The following is a 16,146-nucleotide window of genomic DNA, read 5'->3' as shown; positions in this document are numbered from 1 at the left end:
AAAAACCGTTTCACACTTTTTGGAATGCGCCATCTTTGTTATCGCGCATTTTATCCAAAAACCGTTTCACACTTTTTAGAATGCGCCATCTTTGTTATCGCGCATTTTATCCAAAAACCGTTTCACACTTTTTGGAATGCGCCATCTTTGTTATCGCGCATTTTATCCAAAAACCGTTTCACACTTTTTGGAATGCGCTTTATACCCAAATCCTGCTGCGTCTTTGACATATCCATATGGACGCAAGGCGCTTAACATGCATTATGAGATAATATTTTCACGTTTTTTGTGAACAGGGCAAGCTCTATCCACCGATGCTTGCGTCAGTCACAAGAGATATGACAGGAAAACACCGCAAACTTGACCGAAACCGGCTCAAAACCGGCGCAGAATTGCATTGACTGAATGAGGCCTGAAATCTTATGAAATATATCAGCACCCGTGGCGAAGCGCCGGTTTTGGGCTTTTCTGATGCACTTTTGGCGGGTTTGGCGCGGGACGGCGGTCTCTATCTGCCGGAAACCTATCCGCAATTCTCCTCAGATGACATCCGCAAGCTGCGCGGTAAATCCTATGTGGAAATCGCTCTCGCAGTCCTCACTCCTTTTGTAAATGGTGAGATTCCGGACGCCGAATTTGAAAAAATGGTGCGCGAATCTTATGGCTCATTCCGCCATGATGCGGTCTGCCCGCTGGTGCAGACCGGCGCGAATGAATATGTGCTGGAGCTTTTTCACGGCCCGACATTGGCGTTTAAAGACGTTGCGATGCAGCTGCTTTCGCGCATGATGGATTATACGCTGGCGCAGCGCGGGCAGCGCGCGACCATTGTCGGCGCCACATCCGGCGATACCGGCGGCGCGGCGATTGAAGCTTTCGCCGGTCGTGATAATACCGACATTTTCATCCTGTTCCCGCATGGCCGTGTATCTCCGGTACAGCAGCGCCAGATGACCTCATCTGCGGCCAGCAATGTTCATGCCCTGTCAATTGATGGTAATTTTGACGACTGTCAGAACCTCGTCAAAGGCATGTTCAATGATCTGAACTTCCGTGACACACTTTCGCTCTCCGGTGTGAATTCGATCAACTGGGCACGTATCATGCCGCAGATCGTCTATTATTTCACATCAGCTATCAGCCTCGGTGCACCGGATCGCAAAGTGTCATTCACTGTGCCTACCGGCAATTTCGGTGATATTTTTGCAGGCTTTGTTGCTAGACAAATGGGACTCCCGATTGATCGCCTGATCATTGCCACCAATGATAATGATATCCTGTCACGCACTGTTGCCACCGGCTCCTATGCGATGCGCGGCGTGGAACAGACTTCTTCTCCGTCCATGGATATCCAGATTTCCTCGAATTTCGAGCGTCTGCTGTTTGAATCCTATGACCGTGATGCAGCAGCTATTCGCGGCCTGATGCGCAGCCTTGGTCAGTCCGGTGAGTTCACGATTGCCGATGCCCCGCTGAAAACTATCCGCGAACAATTTGCTGCCGGTCGTTCAACGGTGGCAGAAACCGCTGCAACCATTGACTCCGTGCTGAAACAGGATGGTTATCTGCTTGATCCGCACTCGGCTATCGGCGTTAAAGTTGCCCGCGAGCACGCAGACACAGCCTCGCCGATGGTGGTGCTGGCCACTGCCCATCCGGCGAAATTCCCGGATGCGGTGAAAGATGCCTGCGGTGTTTCTCCGGCTCTGCCTGCATGGCTCAGCGATCTGATGGAGCGTAAAGAGCATTTTACGCGTCTGCAGAATGACCTGAAAGTGGTTGAAGATCACATCCGCAATCATTCAAGAGCTGCGAAATAATTAAACCGCAGTTGCAGCCATATATTGTATTATGGCTGCAAATTTGCATAGTTTTCACTCTGCCTTTATATGCTGCAAAAACATAAGAGGCAGACGGAGTAATAGAGCAATTTCATTTACGATTGAAATGTTGAAACTGCTCTATCTGTTTAATTTGACGTATTATCATACCCGTCAGCATCAAAGAAAATGACGGTGAAATACGCAGGGGAGTATGCCTAGAATGGGTGTAGAAGTAAGTGTTCTGTCCAACGGACTCACGATTGCCACCGAAACCATGCCGCTTATTGAAAGCGTGGCACTGGGCATCTGGGTTAAGGCAGGCTCCCGCAATGAAGCGCATAACCGCCACGGCATTGCACATTTTCTCGAACATATGGCCTTTAAAGGCACTGATAACCGCAGTGCATGGCAGATTGCGGCTGACATTGAAAATGTCGGCGGTGAAATCAATGCCGCGACCAGCGTCGAAACTACCTCTTATTATGCCCGTGTGTTGCGCAATGATCTGCCGCTGGCGATTGATATTCTGGCCGACATTCTGACCAGTTCAAAATTTGACGAAGATGAGCTTGAGCGCGAGAAAAACGTGATCATGCAGGAAATCGGCGCGGCACATGATACGCCCGATGATATTGTTTTCGACCGTTTTTCTGAAACCGCTTACCTCAACCAGCAGCTTGGCCGTTCTATTCTCGGCACGCCTGAAACAGTGCAATCCTTCACGCCGGACGATCTGCGTAACTATATCAACGAACAGTATAGCGCCGACCGTATGGTTGTTGTCGCTACCGGTGCGGTTGACCACGCTTCTTTTGTACGTGAAGTGGAAAGCCGTCTCGGCGGTTTCCGCGCAACGACACAGGCTGCAGCGCCGGTGAAAGCATCCTATGTCGGTGGTGATTACCGCGAAGAACGCGATCTGATGGATGCACAGGTGCTGATCGGTTTTGAAGGCCGCGCCTATCATGTGCGCGATTTCTATGCCTCACAGCTTCTGGCAACGGTTCTCGGTGGCGGCATGTCCTCCCGCCTGTTCCAGCAAGTGCGTGAAAAGCGAGGTCTGTGCTATTCCGTTTACGCCTTCCATTGGGGCTTTTCCGATACCGGCCTGTTCGGCATTCATGCTGCGACAGGTCGTGAAAATCTTGAAGAGCTGGTTCCGGTTGTTCTCAACGAGCTTTATGAAGCCTCCACCAATATCAATATTCAGGAAGTTGACCGTGCCCGTGCACAATATCGCGCCGGTCTTTTGATGTCGCAGGAAAGTGCAGCAAGCCGTGCAGGTCAGATTGCCCGCCAGATGCTGCTCTATGGTCGTCCGGTACCGAACGAAGAACTGCTGGAACGCCTGAGCCTGATTACGCCGGAACGCCTGACAGATCTTTCCGGTCGTATGTTCCTCGACAGCAAGCCGACCATTGCCGCTGTCGGCCCTGTCAGTCAGATGATGGGCTATGATGATATTCACGGCACATTACGCGGTTTCGCAGCGAATAAACGTCCGGCGCTGGCAGTCTGAACACCGGAGCGGTTCCGGTTAATAATGAACAATTGGAACCGCTCTGTCTCTTTATTTCACGTATTTCCGCACGCAAAACAGCGTCCCGCTTTTAGCTCGGAAATGCTCTAACCTCTCTTCAGACAGGCTGGGTATCATGATCAGCTTTCCCTTCAGCAAAACACCATCTGTGTATCTGAAGGGAGAGCGTCTGTTTTTGCGTGAACCGCAATGGTCTGATTACCGCCAATGGGCAAATCTGCGCGAAAAAAGCCGCGCTTTTCTGACACCATGGGAGCCGGTATGGCGGGATGACGAACTGGAAAAATCGAGTTTCCGGCTGCGGTTACGCCATTACAGCGAAGAGGCACGCAGTGGAAATGCGTGGTCACTGTTTTTATTCCGTAAGTCCGACAATGTTTTGCTGGGGGGAATCACTCTCGGCAATATCCGGCGCGGTGTCGCCCAATCCGGACAGATCGGATACTGGTGCGGCGTACCTCATGCCGGTCAGGGCTATATGTTCGACGCTTTGAAACTGGTTATCCCCTTCGCATTCAGTGAACTGCGGTTGCACAGACTTGAAGCTGCCTGTATTCCGTCTAATCTGCGTTCGGTCAGGCTTCTTGAAAAAGCCGGATTTTTACTGGAAGGCACATTGCGCTCCTATCTCAAGATTAACGGCCTGTGGCAGGATCATCTGCTCTACAGTCTGATTGAGGGAGAAGAGCAGCGCAGAAGCCTGTCAGTCAAAACAACAGCCGTCTGACTATTAAGCGCAAAACACCTGATACCAAGACAAAAAGGTAAAGATAGTGACAGAAAACTTTCAGAACCGATTGAAAACGTTTTTCTGTGTGTTTGCCTTTATCGCAGCATTATTGCAGATCACGGTTCCTGCATCCGCAGTTGAGCCTATCAAAATTTCCAAAGAAGATACCGCTCTCGACCTCACCCGTGCTGTGCAGATTATGCATAATCAAGGTGATACTGTGCAGGTTTCCACCGCTCCCGGTGCCGACGGCATTGTCCGGCGCATTGAAGTGCAGGCCGACAAGGATAAACGCTCCAGCGGTAACTGGGCAGCTTTCGCTATTGCTAACCCGACCGATGAGCAGATTGACCGTCTGATTGTTGCGCCGCATTACCGCCTTGTGAAATCCGGCTTTGTCTGGCCGGATCTGGGTTCGCAGCGCATATCCTCGATCACGCCAAGTGAGGGCTTTGCGCTTGACCGTCAGGTCAGCCCTGATGCGGATGTGTTTCTGATTACTATCAATCCGGGCTCGGTGATTACACTGGTTGCGGAAATGGCCTCCCCTAACCTGCCGCAGCTTTATCTGTGGGAACCGGATGCCTATAAAGACACAATCAACTCCTACACGCTCTATCGCGGTATTCTGCTCGGCATTTCCGGTCTGCTGGCACTGTTTCTGACCATTCTTTTTGTCGTGCGCGGAACATCTCTGTTTCCTGCAGCGGCGGCACTGGCTTGGGCGGTTCTGGCCTATATCTGCGTGGATTTCGGCTTCTGGAACAAGCTGATCGCCATCACCCCCGGCAATGAGCAGATGTGGCGGGCGGGCACGGAGGTGGCACTGGCTGCCAGTTTCCTGATTTTCCTGTTCACCTATCTCAACCTCAACCGCTGGCACGACCATTTTTCCTATGGCGCTGTGGCATGGGTTCTCGGCCTGATGATGCTGAGCGGCGTGGCGATTTTTGATCCGCCGATTGCTGCCGGTATTGCCCGCATCTCTTTTGCGCTGACCGTTATCTGCGGCATCGCGATCATCGGCATTCTGGCTTTGCGCAGCTATGACCGCGCAATTATGCTGATCCCCACATGGCTGTTGATAGCCATATGGATGACCGGCGCATGGCTGGCCGTTTCCGGTCGTCTGGACAATGATATCGTGCAGCCTGCGCTAGGCGGCGGTCTTGTACTGATCGTTCTGCTGATCGGTTTCACCGTAATGCAACATGCTTTTGCAGGCGGTGTACTGCGTGTCGGTCTGTTCTCAGATATGGAGCGGCAGGCGCTGGCGGTTATCGGTTCCGGCGATATTGTTTGGGACTGGGATGTGCCGCGCGACCGCGTGGTGACAACGCCTGATATTTCCACCTATCTCGGCACGGCTGCGGCCAGCCTTCTCGGCCCTGTGCGCAACTGGTTGCCGGTGATGCATGGTGATGACCGTGACCGTTTCCGCACCACGCTGGATGCTATTCTGGAAAATCGCCGTGGTCGTATTCACCAGACTTTCCGTCTGCGCGCCAATGACGGCCATTATCACTGGTATCATCTGCGCGCGCGTCCGGTTATCGGCTCGGATGGCGAAATTGTACGCTGTGTCGGTACGCTGCATAATGTGACCGAACAGAAAAAGGCCGAAGAACGCCTGCTGCATGATGCTGTGCATGACAATCTTACCGGTCTGCCGAACCGCGAACTATTCCTTGACCGTCTCGCCAATGTCATGAGCATGTCCTATAATGAGAGCAGGCTCAAACCGACTGTTTTCGTCATTGATATCGACCGGTTCAAACAGGTCAATGACAGCCTCGGCATGTCAGCCGGTGATACAATCCTGCTGACGATCTCGCGCCGCCTGTTCCGCCTGATGAAGCCGCAAGATACGCTTTCAAGACTGTCTTCCGACCAATTTGGTCTGATCCTCGCATCCGAGTCTGATCCGGCAAAAGTTGCGGCCTTTGCAGAAGCGCTGCGTCAGGCCATCCGCGCACCGATTTCCTATGCCAAGCGCGAGATTGTACTGACCGCTTCCGTTGGTCTTCTGACATGGACAGCCAATGCCGCCAATGCGGAAGATATGATCAAAGATGCGGAACTGGCCATGTATCAGGCCAAGCGTTTTGGCGGCGACCGTATTGAGCCGTTCCGCCCGTCCTTCCGTGCTATCGGCAGCGACAAGTTGCAGCTGGAATCGGATCTGCGCCGCGCCATTGAGCGTAAGGAAATCACAATAGCCTATCAGCCGATTGTGAACCTGCAGGACGGTACAATTGCCGGTTTTGAAGCCCTGATGCGCTGGGAACATCCGCGTCGTGGTCCAATCTCGCCATCTGAATTTATTCCGATTGCCGAGAATTCCGGTCTCATCGTGCCGCTTGGCCTGTTCGCCATGCAGCAATCAGCCAATGACCTGTTCAACTGGCAGGAGAACCTGTCACGTCCGAACCTGTTTGTCTCCGTCAATCTGTCCAGCACCCAGTTGATCCGTCAGGATTTGCTGAGCGATGTCCGTGCGATCCTGTCCCGTACACATGTGACCAAAGGCACACTCAAACTGGAACTGACAGAATCCGTGCTGATGGAAAATCCGGAGCAGTCAGCGCATATGCTGAACGAGCTGAAATCCATGGGTGTCGGCCTGTCACTGGATGATTTCGGTACCGGCTATTCATCGCTTGCCTATCTCACACGCTTCCCGATTGATATGATCAAGATCGACCGCTCTTTTGTGAAAGGTGACAAGCCACAGAAAGCAACCTTGCTGCGCTCCATCATTCGCATGGCGCAAGATCTGGAACTCAAAGTTGTTGCTGAAGGCGTTGAAAGCGAACAGGATGCCATGCAATTGCGTGAAATGGGCTGCGAATATGTCCAGAGTTTCCTGTTCGGCCAACCGATGACTGCTGAAAATGCAGCCCGCCTGCTCAATGGCCAGACAGTAGAATAAGCATCATACGGCGAGAATAAAAAACACCGCCTCGGCAGGAGAGGCGGTGTTTTTATATGCGTAAAGCTTTGGCTCAAGCATGTCCGGCCTGCACAACGAGGCGTGCAGGATCGACGCCCATCTGCGCCATGACACGATCATATTTGCCGAGAATATCCGTATCAAACAACAAATCTGTGGTTGGCGGGCAGATCAGCCAGTCATTACTCGCAATTTCACGCTCAATCTGCCCTGCATCCCAGCCGGCATAGCCAAGCGCCATCAGTGTTTTATCCGGCCCCATACCATCCGATATGGCATGGAGAATATCCATAGTCGCGGTCATACAGATATCATCGGTGACGGGAATACTGGTACCAACCATAAAATCATCGCTATGCAGTACAAAGCCCCGTCCGGTTTCAACAGGGCCGCCACGGCGCACCATCAGCGAGCGGGCTTTTTCGGGCAGTAAAATGCTCTGCGCCTGCGTAATGATACCAAGGCGGATCAAAAGGTCGGGAAATTCAAGCGGCTGCAGCTGGTTAATGATAAAACCCATCGTCCCCTGCTCTGAATGCGCGCAAATATAAATGACCGAACGGGCAAAACGCTCATCCGTCATACCGGGCATTGCAAGCAGAAATTGTCCGTTGAGAAAACCGTTGTTCACCACACGCCTCTTTCAATTTCAATGCAACAGGATTGATGAAGATAAATGGGTAATTTTTGCCGTTCGCTTCGGATGATTATGCGTCTGTTTTATTCATTCACGGCATAGTGAATAATCAGCATAACACAACGCTTACATGAGCCAAGTCACATTTATCGAAGTTTTTTGAAGCGAAAAAATCCGGTTTATATTTTTTCAGGCATTTCAGCACATTACTTAAAATTCGTATTTTAGAAAATTCATATTAAAAGCGAAATATTCTGCCTTAAGAAGAAAATTACACGCCTGTCCGCCAGAAATTTCAAGAAATAGCGCTTCCGTAAAATCCGGTCAGAGGCTATGTATAATGCCAATATCCGTTACTCATAATCTGTATGAAGGAGAACAGACAATGGCCATTCAGATCGGCGATAAACTGCCAGCAGCGAGCTTCAAAACCAAAACTGCTGACGGCGTTAAAGACGTCACCACAGATGACGTTTTTCAGGGTAAGAAAGTCGTTCTCTTTGCAGTACCAGGTGCTTTCACCCCGACCTGCACACTGAACCATCTGCCAGGCTATCTGGCGAATTACGATGCGCTGATCGCTAAAGGCGTAGACACTGTTGCTGTCGTTTCCGTCAATGACGTGCATGTCATGGGCGCATGGGCAAAGGCCACCGAAGGTGAAGGCAAAATCGTCTACCTTTCCGACGGTATCGGCGCATTCACTAAAGCTGCCGGTCTTGATATCGACCTGTCCGGCGGCGGTCTTGGCGTACGCTCCAAGCGCTATTCAGCGCTGATTGAAGATGGCGTTGTAAAGAGCCTCGATATTGAAGAAAATCCGGGCGTTGCCACAGTTTCTTCCGCAGAAGCGATGCTCGAAAAGCTCTGATTTCATAATCCGCATGCAAAAAGCCCGCTTCAAAGCGGGCTTTTTTTTTATAAACAGAATGATCAAAATCAGAGCGAAATATATAAAATACCGGCAGCCAGCAGCAAGCAAAGCGGCGAATAATACCGGCTGTCATATTTCGCAAATTCAGATTTAGACGGACGTTTAAAAAAGCCGACCAGCCTGAAATCTCCGACAGCGCGCAGAAACAGAATAAACGCCAGTCCCCAACCTAACGGCTGAAGTACAGTGACATTCCAAACACCGACAGAGAAAACCAGAACGGCAAACAAAAACAGCGCAACGGCCACAGCCAGAGTACCGGCCTTAGACGGCGTGAATGATTGCTGCCCGTCTTCTCTTACCGGAACTGCGGCAGCTTTACCCATCTCTCCGCCAAGTGCCCAATAGACATGAATGGCTGATAAAATCAGAAAAACACCCGTCAGCAACAATCCGATGTAAAACATTGTCTCTGCTTTCTGCAGCATTGCGGTCGCACAGATAGTCTCGTTACACGAATATCAGCGCTTTTTATATGGTGCCATACCTTCACGGGCGAGTTCATCCGCACGCTCATTCTCAGGATGCCCCGCATGACCTTTAACCCAGTGCCATGTCACCTTGTGATTTTTGCGTGCAGCATCCAGCTCCTGCCATAGCTCGGCATTTTTAACCGGAGCCTTGGCCGCGGTTTTCCAGCCATTACGCTTCCAGCCTTCGATCCATTTGGAAATGCCATCGCGCACATAAACCGAGTCCGTATAGAGATCGACCTGACATGGCTCTTTAAGTGCCTGCAATGCGGAAATTGCCGCCATCAGCTCCATCCGGTTATTGGTCGTATCCCGCTCACCACCATTCAACTCTCTGCGATGGCCGTTATATTCCAGTATAGCCCCCCATCCTCCGGGACCCGGATTTCCTGAACAGGCACCATCCGTATAGGCTGTAATCGTCTTCAAGCGGTTTTCTCACATTTATTTATCAGGCTCAGTTCACGGATATTCAGCACCGTAACCTGTTATTGCTTACTGTCCATATTCACTGGCCGAGCGTACTTCGCGATGAAAACGCATACGCCGCAAATATTCCATCGGGTCTTTTTTGGTAACAAAACTGTCTGCAGGCACATTGATCCAGTCATAAAGCCGCGTCAGCATAAAGCGTAAGGCAGCGCCGCGGCACAGCGCCGGCAAAGCCTCACGCTCTGCTGAGTTCAGAGGACGCACAGAATTATAACCGCGCAGCAAAGCTGTGCCTTTAGTCAGATTATAGGAAAAATCACGCTCGAAGCACCATGCATTGAGGCAGATTGCCAGATCATAGGCCAGCATATCCGTGCAGGCAAAATAAAAGTCAATAATGCCTGACAGGTTCGGACCGATGAAAAACACATTATCCGGAAACAGATCGGCATGGATCACACCGCGCGGCAGATCAGACGGCCAGTTCTGCTCCAGATAGGCCAGATCCGCTTCTGTCTGTACACGCAAGCCGGCCTCAACGGCATCAGCATCTGCCATGCATTTTTCCCACAACGGACGCCAGTCTTTCAGTGTCAGACTGTTTTCGCGTTCCATCGCAAAATTCTGACCAGCGAGATGCATCTGCGCCATTGCCACACCCAGAGCATAGCAATGTTCCGCGGCAGGTTTGCGCAACCACATGCCTTCGAGAAAGGTGACAATTGCCGACGGACGACCAGCCAATTCACCAATCGCCTCACCGTTTTTTTGCACAACCGGCTGCGGGCACTCAATCCCGTTGGCCGCCAGATGCTGCATCAGCTTAATGAAGAACGGCAGATCATCACGATCCACGCGTTTTTCATAAAGGGTCAGAATGAAAGTGCCTTCAGTCGTGCGCAGCAGGAAATTGGAGTTCTCAACACCTTCGGCAATGCCTTTGAAAGACAGCAAAGTACCAATGTTGTAATTTTCCAGATAGGCTGCCAGTTCAATTTCATTAATATCCGTATAGACAGCCATGCTGGTCTCCCCCTGCCGTCACCTGCGAAAATCGCGGCAGATTATTCTTTATTTCAATGATTGCCGTTCACAAACGCCATGTCCTGAGTCGTTAGTTCCACATCGCGGATCTGACGATTTACGAGGAAGTTCTCGGTTTCAACGGTGGTGATCGCCAGATCAATTGTGACATCAAAACGCTGCGAAAACGCATCGATGATCTCATCAACGATAATTTCCGGTGCCGATGCCCCTGCCGAAATCCCCAGCACCGAAAGCTCGCCCAGATTATCCCAGTCAATCTCTTCCGCACGCTGCACAAGCAGAGAATGACGGGCACCGGAGCGCTCGGCCACTTCCACCAGACGTTTGGAATTTGAAGAGTTCGGCGCGCCGACAATCAGAAACAGATCACAGCCGGGAGCCGCTTCTTTCACCGCTTCCTGACGATTGGTTGTGGCATAGCAGATGGATTCAGCGGCAGGCGCTGTCAGCTGCGGAAACCGCTCCTGAAGCTTGGCAATAATCCCCGCAGTATCGTCTACCGATAGTGTGGTTTGCGTTACAAAGCCGAGGTTTTCAGGATCTTCCGGCTGATAGGCCTCTGCGTCTGCTACAGTTTCGATCAAAGAAACCGTACCTTCCGGCAGTTGCCCCATTGTGCCGATCACTTCCGGATGGCCGGAATGGCCGATAAGAATAACATGCCGGCCAAGACGCTGATGGCGCATCGCCTGTTTATGTACTTTAGAAACCAGCGGACAAGTTGCATCCAGATAGAACAGGTTTTTCGCATCCGCATCTTCCGGTACGGATTTTGGCACACCGTGAGCGGAAAATACCACCGGCTGATCGCGGTGCTCCATCGGAATTTCGTCCAGCTCTTCCACGAAAATCGCACCCCGCGCCTGCAGGCCTTCAACCACATAGCGGTTGTGAACAATCTCATGACGCACATAGACCGGAGCGCCGTATTTCTTCAGCGCCAGCACAACGATCTGAATAGCGCGATCAACTCCGGCGCAAAATCCACGTGGACCGCACAGGCGGATGGTCAGCTTAGGCTTATCGGTCATTGAACTCTGATTATCCTGTCTTCAAAGCAACATTGCGACCATAGATCATCAATGCGCTGTAAAACAAATGCTGCTGTAGCAATTGGGCTTCGCATCGCGCAATGTCAACAGCTATTGCGCATCCGCGCTGCGACGCTGACGGAAAATATAGATAAAGGTGACAACCAGCAAAACGGCAGCCAACCCGAACCATGTGCCCGCATATTGCAGATGATTATTCGGTTGCTCCAGAATGGTTATCCCGCCCTGCGGCAGGCCACCGGCATTGGCTGTGGCATCCGCATCCACAAAAAACCCGACAAAATCACGATCCTGAGCAAGGCCACTATTTTCCATCATCGCGCCCCAGTCTTTCCAGTAATAAAGTTTTTTGGCTGGTTCATTATCCGGCAGATAGAAAGACGGTTTGGCAATCAGCGGATCACGGGCAAGCCCCGTAACAGTCACCTCTCCCGTGTTCTGACCTTGCGATCGTGTTGCCGGATTTTGCTTTTCATAAAGCACAAAACCACGATTAACCAGAACAGCCCGCCCGTCATTCAGGATCAGCGGCGTATAAACCGCATAGCCGGATGCGCCTTTAAAGGTCGTAAAAAAATACTGTTCGCGCTCATGCTGAAATGTACCACGCAAAGTCACCGGCATGTAATCCACAGCACCGGTTTTTGCAAATTCAGCCTCAATGTCACTCAACGGTTTTGGTGCGGAATGCACCCTTTCTTCAATCTGCGCAATTAGCTGTTCTTTCCAGAATAAACGCTGTGTCTGCCAGATACCAAGCCCCAGCAGAACGGCAAAAGCAATGCTGCTGCAGAGCAGTAGAATCCATGGGAAGGGCTTCGATGTTTGGCCGGTGGCAGTCATTCGCGCCCCCGCCTGTCGAGCTGCCCCGATGCCGCTTTATGCTTATATTGCAGAGTTATCAGAATACCTTTCATCCAGCGTGTCAGCACCAGCCCGATGAGAATAGCCAGCGGTATCCAGATGATAAAATGCAACCAGAGCGGCAGCTGATAAGACACCTCAGCCCAGAGCGCCAAAGCAGTAACAAGAAAACCGTCAAGCAGAAGCACAAAAACAACAGGCCCGTCACCGGAATCTGCAAAACCATAATCCAGTTCGCAGACCTCGCAGCGCTTTGCCAGTTTCAGATAACCATTAAACAAAGCGCCCTGTCCGCAGCGCGGACAACGTCCTTTGATACCGGCTTTGATTGGCTCTACCGGCGGATAAAGACTATCTTCATTATGCATCATTCCACCTCCGCTGCGGTCTAGAGCGGTTTACGTCCAGATTGGATCATAGCGCTCGCTCTAGATTCTTTATTTTGTCGCATTATCACTGCCGTCAAGTTGATCCAACTTGACTGTGAAATGCTCTAGTTGCGCCGTTAAAACCAGAGCAAAATTTTAAAGTGTTGGAGCGAGTTTTATGTGCCAAGTCTGGCACACGGCACTTTAAGAAACAAAAAGCGCCGCAGCCCTCAAAAACCGCGACGCTTTCCTTATCCCATCAGGTTCAGAACTCCGGCAAAATGCCGCTATTCCTGATGCCGGTTAATGTACGGCAATCGGTGCGCCCCATGAACCCCATACATAAATGCTGAAGAACAGGAACAGCCAGACCACGTCCACGAAATGCCAGTACCATGCAGCGGCCTCCAGACCGAAATGGTTCTTCGGCGTGAAATCACCGCGAATAGAGCGGATCAGACAAACAGCCAGAAAGATCGTACCAACAATAACGTGGAAACCATGGAAGCCGGTCGCCATGAAGAATGTTGCACCATAAACGGAATCTTTGAAGGCAAATGGCGCATGAATATATTCGTAAGCCTGCACGAAAGAGAACAACACGCCGAGAACAACAGTCAGCGCCAATCCCCAGACAAGGCCTTTGCGGTCATTATGCAGCAGCGCATGATGCGCCCATGTCAGCGTTGTGCCGGAGAGCAGCAGAATAACGGTGTTATAAAGCGGCAGATGCAGAGGATCGAGAACTTCCATGCCTTTCGGAGGCCACTGACCGCCGGTGAATTCTGCACGCATCACCTGATGCACTTCATTCGGGAACAGGCTGGCATCAAAGAACGCCCAGAACCAAGCCACGAAGAACATAACTTCGGAGGCAATGAACATAATCATGCCATAGCGCAGATGGATGGAAACCACGCGGGTATGGTGGCCTTCCTTACCCTCACGGATCGTATCTGACCACCAGCCATACATGCAGTACAGGATGATGGCGATGCCGATAAAGAACAGCCATGGCGTTACAAAATTGATACCAAACAGATGCAGCTCGCCTGCATTGAGGTAGCGCATATAAGCGATACCGCCAATGGCCAGAACAAATGCACCAACCGAGCTCAGAAACGGCCACGGACTAGGATCTATAATATGATAGTCGTGGTTCTTCTGATGAGTGTCTGCCATGTCATTCCCCCTTAAGGTTTATGCCCCAAGGCTCCTCTGTTTATCTTTCCGGTGCTGCATCCGGATATCCCCCGACAAGCACCCTGTTCTTTACTTTGTGCCGCTGGCGCATTCAGTCGTTTCATGCGCCGAACATAGCCCCTCTTGACCATATTCTTGATGCAGTTCGCTTTTTTGCGCACCGCAACATGATGTCGCGGCATCTCTATCCTTGCGGCTTGACCACCGGCTTAATTTCAGCATTTTTCTGCAGAACAGCAGGCACTGCGGCTGAATTTACCGGCTCCTTGTCCAGCGGGAAAAATGTATAAGACAAGGTGATCGTCTTCAGCCCCTTGAGATCTTTTTCTTTCACAATATCCGGATCGACAAAGAACATGACCGGCATTTCCATTGTCTCACCGGCGGCCAAGGTTGTGTCTGTGAAGCAGAAGCACTGAACCTTGTTGAAATAGGAGCCTGTGAGATCCGGCGACACGTTGAATGTCGCGCGTCCCGAAGCCGGACGGTCTGAAATATTCTTCGCTTCGTAATTAACGATAGTCGTTTCACCGATACGCACAGTCACTTCGCGCTGAACCGGCTTGAACTCCCATGGCAGTCCACCGGACACATTGGCATCAAAGCGTACATTGACCGTCTGATCGAGTATCGTATCCGACATCTGCTCAACGCGCTGCGTTGTGCCGCCATAGCCGGTAACCTGACAAAACATCTGATAAAGCGGCACAGCTGCATAGGCCATGCCGATCATAGCAACGAAAAAACTGGTACAGGATAAAGCAACAATACGATTGGAACGCTGATGACGTGCGGCTTGTACAGCAGTGTCTTCTGCTGCAGGCGCCTGCATTGTTTCTGTATTTTCCGGTTTCTGTATCATTGCCTATGCCGCCTCCCTGCGACTTAAAACGCTGACAGTTCCGATTACATCGGGCGAACCAGCACACCTGGTCCGAGTTTAACCCATGTGCCGATGTAAACGATCAGAACAAAGGCCGCTAAAGCCAATGCCAGAGCCACAGAACGGCTGCGCTGGGCTTTCTTCTGTTTCTCTGTCTGCGTTATCAGTTCGAGTTCAGTTTTTGCTTCTTTATCCGCCATCATTATCCCCCTATTACCGGCAGTATTTTCGCCACCAGTGCCTCAACAAGCAAGATGCTGAACAAAGCGGACAGATAAACCAGCGAAAATTTAAACAGCGCACGGGCAGCACGCATTTGTGTTTCATGCTCCGGCGCCATCCATAGCTGCACTGCGCGCCATATGAAGATTGCGCCAAGCAATGCAGAGAGTACACCATAGACATGGCCGCCGAAACCGAGGAACCATGGCAGTACGCCAACCGGCGCAACGATCAGTGAATAGACCACGATCTGCAAACGTGTGGATTTTTCACCCCGCACATTCGGCATCATCGGAATTTTTGCCGCTTCATAATCACCGGATGTGAACAGAGACAGCGCCCAGAAATGCGGCGGCGTCCACAGGAAGATAATCAGAAACAGAACAACGCTTTCAATCGAAATCGTGCCGGTTACCGAAGCCCAGCCGATCATCGGCGGGAATGCACCGGCGGCACCGCCAATCACAATATTCTGCGGTGTCGAGCGTTTCAGCCACATCGTATAAACGACGCTATAGAAGAAAATTGTAAAGGCCAGCAAAGCAGCGGCAAGCCAGTTGACAAGCAGGCCAAGCGTCATCACGGAAAAGACAGACAGTGTAATACCATAGGCAAGCACTGTTTCTTCACGGATCAGACCCGCAGGGATCGGCCGGTTTTTGGTACGCTTCATAATGCGGTCAATATCCGCATCATACCACATATTCAGTGCGCCTGAGGCACCGCCGCCGATCGCAATACAAAGAATAGCAATCGCAGCCATAACCGGATTCATATGGCCGGGAGCCACGATCAGACCAACAAAACCGGTAAATACAACCAGCGACATGACACGCGGTTTCAGCAGCGCGATATAATCAGCCGCGCTCGCTTCCGACAGCTGCATCTGCTGTCCGGCTTCACCAGTCATGTTATTTTTCTCAACCAGAGACATTATCTGTATCTGTCCTTATTCAACAATTCCGGCAAAACCGGATACCGGATC

17 protein-coding genes are annotated in these 16,146 nt (G+C 51.3%); 6 read left to right on the top strand and 11 right to left on the bottom strand.

Annotated features, from left to right (window positions below):
• The 5 genes from HBA93_RS10295 to HBA93_RS10275 all read left to right on the top strand — a co-directional run.
• A partial coding sequence (locus HBA93_RS10295) for a hypothetical protein (RefSeq protein ID WP_221723201.1) occupies window positions 1–227 on the top strand: 227 nt, incomplete at its 5' end.
• Window positions 228–422: 195 nt separating this feature from the next.
• Window positions 423–1,820 carry a threonine synthase gene (gene thrC, locus HBA93_RS10290; RefSeq protein ID WP_221723200.1) on the top strand — a complete coding sequence of 466 codons (1,398 nt, stop codon included), beginning with the start codon at window positions 423–425 and terminating at the stop codon, window positions 1,818–1,820.
• Window positions 1,821–2,043: 223 nt separating this feature from the next.
• On the top strand, window positions 2,044–3,342 hold the full coding sequence (locus tag HBA93_RS10285; RefSeq protein ID WP_221723199.1) for a M16 family metallopeptidase: 1,299 nt from the start codon (window positions 2,044–2,046) through the stop codon (window positions 3,340–3,342).
• A 136-nt stretch (window positions 3,343–3,478) separates the two neighbouring features.
• Entirely contained in the window at window positions 3,479–4,090 is a 612-nt protein-coding gene (locus tag HBA93_RS10280; RefSeq protein WP_221723198.1) for a GNAT family N-acetyltransferase, read from the top strand.
• 70 nt (window positions 4,091–4,160) lie between these two features.
• A complete protein-coding gene (locus HBA93_RS10275) occupies window positions 4,161–7,025 on the top strand; it encodes an EAL domain-containing protein (RefSeq protein ID WP_162994441.1) in 2,865 nt (954 codons plus the stop codon).
• Window positions 7,026–7,098: 73 nt separating this feature from the next.
• On the opposite strand, the gene HBA93_RS10270 is transcribed toward HBA93_RS10275, so the two are convergent.
• Complete coding sequence (locus tag HBA93_RS10270) at window positions 7,099–7,680, bottom strand: YqgE/AlgH family protein (RefSeq protein WP_502910076.1); 582 nt, start codon at window positions 7,678–7,680, stop codon at window positions 7,099–7,101.
• A 388-nt stretch (window positions 7,681–8,068) separates the two neighbouring features.
• Here HBA93_RS10270 and HBA93_RS10265 point away from each other — a divergent pair, with 388 nt between their 5' ends.
• Entirely contained in the window at window positions 8,069–8,554 is a 486-nt protein-coding gene (locus HBA93_RS10265) for a peroxiredoxin (RefSeq protein WP_075654487.1), read from the top strand.
• A gap of 68 nt (window positions 8,555–8,622) precedes the next feature.
• Here HBA93_RS10265 and HBA93_RS10260 read toward each other — a convergent pair whose 3' ends face one another.
• The 10 genes from HBA93_RS10260 to HBA93_RS10215 form a co-directional block, all read right to left on the bottom strand.
• Complete coding sequence (locus HBA93_RS10260) at window positions 8,623–9,024, bottom strand: DUF3995 domain-containing protein (protein ID WP_121991892.1); 402 nt, start codon at window positions 9,022–9,024, stop codon at window positions 8,623–8,625.
• 54 nt (window positions 9,025–9,078) lie between these two features.
• Window positions 9,079–9,519, bottom strand: coding sequence for a ribonuclease HI (rnhA, locus tag HBA93_RS10255; RefSeq protein WP_116087091.1), 441 nt, complete (start codon window positions 9,517–9,519; stop codon window positions 9,079–9,081).
• A 66-nt stretch (window positions 9,520–9,585) separates the two neighbouring features.
• Window positions 9,586–10,545 (bottom strand): homoserine kinase, encoded by a 960-nt coding sequence (locus HBA93_RS10250; RefSeq protein WP_221723197.1) that lies wholly within the window; start codon window positions 10,543–10,545, stop codon window positions 9,586–9,588.
• Window positions 10,546–10,598: 53 nt separating this feature from the next.
• Window positions 10,599–11,600 (bottom strand): 4-hydroxy-3-methylbut-2-enyl diphosphate reductase, encoded by a 1,002-nt coding sequence (ispH, locus tag HBA93_RS10245; protein ID WP_121991783.1) that lies wholly within the window; start codon window positions 11,598–11,600, stop codon window positions 10,599–10,601.
• Window positions 11,601–11,711: 111 nt separating this feature from the next.
• Window positions 11,712–12,464 carry an SURF1 family protein gene (locus HBA93_RS10240; protein ID WP_221723196.1) on the bottom strand — a complete coding sequence of 251 codons (753 nt, stop codon included), beginning with the start codon at window positions 12,462–12,464 and terminating at the stop codon, window positions 11,712–11,714.
• The gene (locus HBA93_RS10235) at window positions 12,461–12,853 is read right to left on the bottom strand and encodes a DUF983 domain-containing protein (RefSeq protein ID WP_116087085.1); all 393 of its coding nucleotides are present in this window, start codon (window positions 12,851–12,853) and stop codon (window positions 12,461–12,463) included. Before HBA93_RS10235 ends, HBA93_RS10240 begins: the two co-directional genes overlap by 4 nt.
• Window positions 12,854–13,156: 303 nt before the next feature.
• Window positions 13,157–14,035 (bottom strand): cytochrome c oxidase subunit 3, encoded by an 879-nt coding sequence (locus HBA93_RS10230; protein ID WP_022711677.1) that lies wholly within the window; start codon window positions 14,033–14,035, stop codon window positions 13,157–13,159.
• 205 nt (window positions 14,036–14,240) lie between these two features.
• Window positions 14,241–14,888, bottom strand: a complete 648-nt coding sequence (locus HBA93_RS10225; protein ID WP_121991893.1) for a cytochrome c oxidase assembly protein — start codon at window positions 14,886–14,888, stop codon at window positions 14,241–14,243.
• 74 nt (window positions 14,889–14,962) lie between these two features.
• Window positions 14,963–15,139, bottom strand: a complete 177-nt coding sequence (locus HBA93_RS10220; protein WP_286201850.1) for a cytochrome c oxidase system small membrane protein — start codon at window positions 15,137–15,139, stop codon at window positions 14,963–14,965.
• Between the two features lie 2 nt (window positions 15,140–15,141).
• Window positions 15,142–16,095, bottom strand: a complete 954-nt coding sequence (locus tag HBA93_RS10215; protein ID WP_121991786.1) for a heme o synthase — start codon at window positions 16,093–16,095, stop codon at window positions 15,142–15,144.
• Between the last annotated feature and the right edge of the window lie 51 nt (window positions 16,096–16,146).

Source organism: Ochrobactrum sp. SFR4 (genome assembly GCF_019730395.1).
In the GTDB taxonomy this organism is placed as follows: Bacteria; Pseudomonadota; Alphaproteobacteria; order Rhizobiales; family Rhizobiaceae; genus Pseudochrobactrum.
The sequence above is the reverse complement of the archived record's forward strand: the minus strand, read 5'-3'. Positions and strand labels throughout refer to the sequence as shown.

Excerpts from the sequence above, each read along its gene's own strand:
- HBA93_RS10225 (WP_121991893.1), bottom strand. The coding sequence starts at position 14,888 with ATGCAGGCGCCTGCAGCAGAAGACACTGCTGTACAAGCCGCACGTCAT.
- HBA93_RS10250 (WP_221723197.1), bottom strand. The coding sequence starts at position 10,545 with ATGGCTGTCTATACGGATATTAATGAAATTGAACTGGCAGCCTATCTG.
- HBA93_RS10240 (WP_221723196.1), bottom strand. The coding sequence starts at position 12,464 with ATGACTGCCACCGGCCAAACATCGAAGCCCTTCCCATGGATTCTACTG.
- HBA93_RS10215 (WP_121991786.1), bottom strand. The coding sequence starts at position 16,095 with ATGTCTCTGGTTGAGAAAAATAACATGACTGGTGAAGCCGGACAGCAG.
- HBA93_RS10235 (WP_116087085.1), bottom strand. The coding sequence starts at position 12,853 with ATGCATAATGAAGATAGTCTTTATCCGCCGGTAGAGCCAATCAAAGCC.
- HBA93_RS10265 (WP_075654487.1), top strand. The coding sequence starts at position 8,069 with ATGGCCATTCAGATCGGCGATAAACTGCCAGCAGCGAGCTTCAAAACC.
- thrC (WP_221723200.1), top strand. The coding sequence starts at position 423 with ATGAAATATATCAGCACCCGTGGCGAAGCGCCGGTTTTGGGCTTTTCT.
- ispH (WP_121991783.1), bottom strand. The coding sequence starts at position 11,600 with ATGACCGATAAGCCTAAGCTGACCATCCGCCTGTGCGGTCCACGTGGA.
- HBA93_RS10285 (WP_221723199.1), top strand. The coding sequence starts at position 2,044 with ATGGGTGTAGAAGTAAGTGTTCTGTCCAACGGACTCACGATTGCCACC.
- HBA93_RS10280 (WP_221723198.1), top strand. The coding sequence starts at position 3,479 with ATGATCAGCTTTCCCTTCAGCAAAACACCATCTGTGTATCTGAAGGGA.
- HBA93_RS10220 (WP_286201850.1), bottom strand. The coding sequence starts at position 15,139 with ATGGCGGATAAAGAAGCAAAAACTGAACTCGAACTGATAACGCAGACA.
- HBA93_RS10230 (WP_022711677.1), bottom strand. The coding sequence starts at position 14,035 with ATGGCAGACACTCATCAGAAGAACCACGACTATCATATTATAGATCCT.
- HBA93_RS10260 (WP_121991892.1), bottom strand. The coding sequence starts at position 9,024 with ATGTTTTACATCGGATTGTTGCTGACGGGTGTTTTTCTGATTTTATCA.